Annotated in this window: 4 protein-coding genes; 2 read left to right on the plus strand and 2 right to left on the minus strand. The window is 66.5% G+C overall.

Features of this window, described 5'->3' with window-relative positions; all coding sequences use genetic code 11:
* Together SX243_24940 and guaA are read left to right on the plus strand one after the other, a co-directional pair.
* Positions 1-904 (plus strand): NAD(P)H-dependent glycerol-3-phosphate dehydrogenase (locus SX243_24940; protein MDY7096235.1); only part of this gene is annotated, 904 nt, incomplete at its 5' end.
* Between the two features lie 101 nt (positions 905-1,005).
* Positions 1,006-2,544, plus strand: coding sequence for a glutamine-hydrolyzing GMP synthase (gene guaA, locus SX243_24945; GenBank protein MDY7096236.1), 1,539 nt, complete (start codon positions 1,006-1,008; stop codon positions 2,542-2,544).
* Between the two features lie 50 nt (positions 2,545-2,594).
* On the opposite strand, the gene SX243_24950 is transcribed toward guaA, so the two are convergent.
* The gene (locus tag SX243_24950) at positions 2,595-3,650 is read right to left on the minus strand and encodes a DHHA1 domain-containing protein (GenBank protein ID MDY7096237.1); all 1,056 of its coding nucleotides are present in this window, start codon (positions 3,648-3,650) and stop codon (positions 2,595-2,597) included.
* Positions 3,651-4,146: 496 nt separating this feature from the next.
* A partial coding sequence (locus tag SX243_24955; protein MDY7096238.1) for an FAD-linked oxidase C-terminal domain-containing protein occupies positions 4,147-5,296 on the minus strand: 1,150 nt, incomplete at its 5' end.

A 5,296-nucleotide genomic window follows, 5' to 3' on the forward strand; every position in this document is an offset into this window, starting at 1 on the left:
CGCCGAGGAGCTGACCAAGAAGCGGGTCAATGCGACCTATTTGCCCGGCATCGAGCTGCCGGAGACCCTCACCGCCACTCACGATTTGAGCGCCCTGGACGATTGCCGGGACGTGCTGGTGGTGGTTCCTTCCCATGGCTTCCGGGAGGTGGTGCGCTCGTTCTTGAGACAGCGGAAGAACGGCCAGGAGGTCAATCTGATCTCCGCCACCAAAGGCATCGAGACCGAGGGCTCGGCGCGCATGAGCGAGGTCTGTGCCCAAGAAGCGGCGGCGGTGGAGCAGGAAGTGGGTTTCGCCGTCCTCGCCGGACCGACCTTCGCCGCCGAGCTGTCCCGCGGCCTGCCGGCGGCGGGGGTGGTGGCTTCCGCCGACCGGGCCTTGGCCACCCGCTTGCAGGAGCTGCTGGCGGCCCCGAATTTTCGCCTCTACAACTCCAGCGACGTGGTGGGGGTGGAGATCGGCGGTACCAGCAAGAACGTCATCGCCATCGCTGCCGGGGCGGTGGTGGGGCTGGAGCTGGGGCACAATGCTTTGGCGGCCCTGATCACCCGCGGCCTGCACGAGATCACCCGCTTGGGCATCGCCTGCGGCGGCCAGGCGCGAACCTTTTCCGGCCTCGCCGGCCTCGGTGACCTGGTGCTCACCTGCACCGGCGGCCTATCCCGCAACCGCCGCGCCGGTCTCGATCTGGCCCAGGGGAAGACCCTGGAGCAGATCACCAGCGGGGCCATGGTGGCGGAGGGCATTCGCAACGCCCTGGCCATCTCCCGGCTGGCCCACCAGATGGACGTGGAGATGCCCATCACCGAGCAGATGGTGCAAGTGCTCTACGAGAACAAGCATCCCCGCCGGGCAGTGACCGAGCTGATGACCCGGGAGCTGAAGGCCGAGGCGGCTCTCTAAGCCGTTCCCGATGGATTGCCAACGGCTCTAAGAAGGATTCCGACCCACCACCCCCAACCCAGACCTCGAGTCTCTCTGATGGCCTTCGAGATGGAGATCCGATGCAGCACCAGACCGTTCTGATCCTGGACTTTGGCAGCCAGTACACCCAGCTCATCGCCCGCCGCGTGCGGGAAAACCGTGTCTATTGCGAGATCGAGCCCTTCGACCTGTCGGTGGAGGAAATCCGCCGCCGCGCACCCATCGGTGTGATCCTCTCCGGCGGCCCCGACAGCGTCTACGGCGAGGACGCCCCGAGGGTCTCGGAGGAGCTCTTCGAGTTGGGAGTGCCGGTGCTGGGCATCTGCTACGGCATGCAGCTCTTGGCTTACACCCTGGGGGGCGAGGTGGAGGGTTCCGGGGAGCGTGAATACGGCCGCGCGGAGATCCGCCTCCATCGCAAGGAGGGGCTCTTCCACGGTCTGGCGGATCGGGAAACGGTGTGGATGAGCCACGGCGACCGCATCCGCCAGCCACCGCCGGGCTTCGAGGTGCTGGCGGATACCTCCAACGCCCCGGTGGTGGCCTTCGCCCATCGGGAGCGCCAGCTCTTCGGCATCCAATTCCACCCGGAGGTCTCCCACACGGTGCACGGCGGCGAGGTGCTGCGCAATTTCCTCTACACCCTCTGCGGTGCCGACGGGGATTGGACCATGGCCTCCTACGCCGACGAGGCGGCGGAGCAGGTGCGCTCCCAGGTCTCCGACGGCCGCGTCATCTGCGCCATCTCCGGCGGCGTCGACTCGGCGGTGACGGCGGCGCTGCTGCAACGCGCCGTGGGGGACTCCATGGTGGCCATCTTCGTGGACAACGGAGTGTTGCGCAAAGGCGAGCGCCGGCAGGTGGAGCACAGCCTACGGGAGGCGCTGGGAGTGTCCCTGATCACCGTCGATGCCCGGGAGCAATTCCTCAGCGAGCTCACCGCCGTCACCGACCCGGAAGCCAAGCGCAAGGTCATCGGCCGGGTGTTCATTGAGGTCTTCCAGGAGCAAGCCCAGAGCCTGGAAGGAGCGGCCTATCTGGCTCAGGGAACGCTCTATCCGGACGTCATCGAATCGGTGTCGGTGAAGGGACCGTCGGCGGTGATCAAGAGCCACCACAATGTCGGTGGGCTACCGGAGCAGCTGGGCTTCGAGCTGGTGGAGCCGCTGCGCTTCCTGTTCAAGGACGAGGTGCGCCAGCTAGGCCGCGAGCTGGGGTTGCCGGAGGAGTTCATCCAGCGCCATCCCTTCCCTGGGCCGGGGCTGGCGGTGCGCATCCTGGGAGAGGTGACGGCGGAGCGGGTGGCGCTGCTCCAGGAGGCGGACGACATCTTTCTCAACGAGCTCAAGGAGAGCGGCTATTACGAGCGCACCAGCCAGGCCTTTGCCGTGCTGCTGCCGGTGAAGACGGTGGGGGTGATGGGAGACCTGCGCACCTATGAGCACGTGGTGGCGCTGCGCTCGGTGGATACCCAGGACTTCATGACCGCCGACTGGAGTCATCTGCCCTACGAGCTGCTGGGCCGGGTGGCCAATCGCATCGTCAATGAGGTGCGGGGCATCAATCGGGTGGTTTACGACGTCACCAGCAAGCCCCCCGGCACCATCGAGTGGGAGTAGGGCGGAGGAGCTAGCTCCTGGGCAGCAGGGGCCGGGGCCGGTTCCGCTGCTCAGTCGCCGTTGGGGAGCTGGATCGGCGCGATCTTCTCGGGCTTTTTGCGCAGCGCCTTGGCCAGCCGCTCCGCCAGCGTCTTCTGCTGCGCCGTCGCATCCTGATTCAGTTGCACCCAGCCGCCGGCGATCATCGAGTGGCCGCCGCCCTTGCCCCGCCGTCGCACCAGCTTCTTCATGATCTCGCCGGCATTGGCCCGGGGGTTGGTGGTGCGGATGGAGAGGTACATGCGATCCTCGTAGATCCCGCTGCACAGGGACCAGGTCTTGTCTTCCATCCTCAGCAGGAAGTCCGCCACCTCGGGCACGATGTCCGGCTGCTGGACCTTGCCCAGGTGGCTGATGACCAGGGTGTCGACGGAGCGCAGATTCTCCAGCGCCTGGTGCAGGTTGCCAAAGTAACTGGGGGGAAGGGGGGCATTCTGGATCTTCCCCAGCAGCCGTTTGTTGGCGATGCCCAAAACGTAGTCGTACATCGCTTTGTCGGGGCCGGCGGATTCCCGGGAGAAGTCCTGGGTTTCGCTGCGAATAGCGTAGACCAGGGCGGTGGCGCCTTTGTGGGTGGGCTGGAGGTCGCTGGCGAGCAGGTACTCGGCGACGATGGTGGCGGTGGCGCCGTAGTCGACTCGGATGTCCGCGACGGGAACCTGGCCGGTAGCCCGGCGCTGGGGATGGTGATCCACCACGAGGTCGGGGACGATGTCTTCCGGCAGGGAGTTGTTACCGGTGCGGGGTTGGGTGTCGACCAGGGCGAAGTGTTTGTATTGTTTGAAGTTGAGATGGCGTATGTGGCTCAGCTTCATGCCCAGGCTGCGGACCATCTCCCGATTCTCAGCCCGCCCGACGATCCCGCCATAGCCGAGGGTGACCTGTTGTTTGAAGCGCCCGTGGAGGAGCCGGCCGAGGAGGCTGGCGGCGGCCAGGGAGTCGGGGTCGGGGTTGTCGTGGGTGAGTACCAGCCAGCGGCCCTTGGATGTCTTCTGGACGTGTTGCGCCAGGATCTCGAGGCGTTCCCGAGTCAAATCGCTGATGGTCGGTAGGTTGGGTTGGGGCACGCGAAAATTCTCCCGGCCGAAGCTCTAGAGCACTGGCTCGAAAACGTGGACGCTACCACAAGCGGCCCCTGAATCCTCCCCCTTGGGGACTCCCTACCCGAATCGTCCCAAGCTCGATTCCACCCACGATGAGGGGATCCCCCACGGCCTCGAGCCACGGTCGGTATGGTGAGGGAGCGGGATCCGAGGATGGCCCCCTGGCCACCGCAGGGCCCGACTCCCGAGCACATCGCGTGGTCGTTGCCCTGGTCCTTTCGACGGGTCCCTACCCGAATAGTAAACGACTCTAGGAGGAACAAGGACCGGGAGTCTTGGGGGCGTGGGCAGTCGGGTTCTGCGGTGGGCGCAGACGCCCATCCTCGAATCCCGCAGCCCACTCACACCGTTGGAAGTCTACGGCCCGTTGGGGATAAGGGGATCGGGAGTGGTGTCGAAGGCTGGGCCTGGACTAGGGGCTGGACGAGGGCCTACCCGAATAGTTGGGGAGCTCCTGGAGTTAGGAATCGGGGAGAATCTTGCCGGGGTTGAGGATGCCCAGGGGGTCGAAGGCGTGCTTGATGCGGCGCATGATCTCGATGGCGGCGGGGGCGCGGACCAGGGAGAGGTAGCGGCGCTGGGTCCAGCCGACGCCGTGCTCGGCGGTGATGGATCCGCCGAGGTCGGCGATGGCGGCGAAGAGCTCGTCTTCGGCGGCCTGAAGCCGGCGGCGCCAGGTTTCTTCGTCGAGGTCTCCCCGGAGCAGATTGATGTGCAGATTGCCGTCGCCGGCGTGACCGAAGCAGAGGGCATCCAGGCCGTGTTGGCCAGCGACCCGCCGTGCGGCCTGCACCAGCTCCACCAGCCGTGAGCGGGGCACGACGGTGTCGGCGCTCTTGAACACTCCGAGCTGGTGCATGGCCTCGCCGATGATCCGGCGGACCTGCCACAAACGACGCTCCTCCGCGGCGTCCTGAGCCACCAGGATGGTGCCGGCTCCGAGGCTTTCCGCCAGCTCGCCGATGCCCGCCGCTTGCTCCAAGAGCTCGTCGCCATCGTGGCCGTCGAGCTCCAGCAGCAGGATGGCTCCTTGGCCGGAGAGGGCGTCGGGAACCTTCTGGATCTGTTCCACCGCTGCTAGCGCCCGCTCTTCCACCAACTCGCAGGCGGCGGGCTCGAAGCCTTCGCGGAAGACCGCCTCGACCATGGCGGCGGCCTGTTCCAGCTCGGGGAAGGGGATGGCGAGGGTCAGGGTGGCCGCGGGTTTGGCGATGAGGCGCACCGTAGCGGCGGTGATCACCGCCAGGGTTCCCTCGGAGCCGATGAGTAGGCGAGTGAGGTCGTAGCCGGCGACGTCTTTGCGGTTGGCGCCGCCGGTGATGATCTTCTCGCCGTCGGCCAAGACCGCCTCCAGAGCCAGCACCCAACGGCGAGTCGGTCCGTATTTGCAGGTGCGGGGGCCAGCAGAGTTCTCTGCCAGGTTGCCGCCGAGGAGGCAGCTGTCTTTGCTCGCCGGGTCGGGAGGGTAGAAGAGCCCCTGGTCCTCCACCTGCTGCTGGAGCTCCCCGGTGACCACGCCGGCTTCAGCCTCCGCGCAGAGATCCCGGGAGTTGATGGAACGGATTCGATTCAGCCGCTCCACCGCCAGGGCGATACCGCCATGAACCGCC

The sequence above is a fragment of the Acidobacteriota bacterium genome, assembly GCA_034211275.1.
Lineage (GTDB): Bacteria > Acidobacteriota > Thermoanaerobaculia > Multivoradales > JAHZIX01 > JAGQSE01.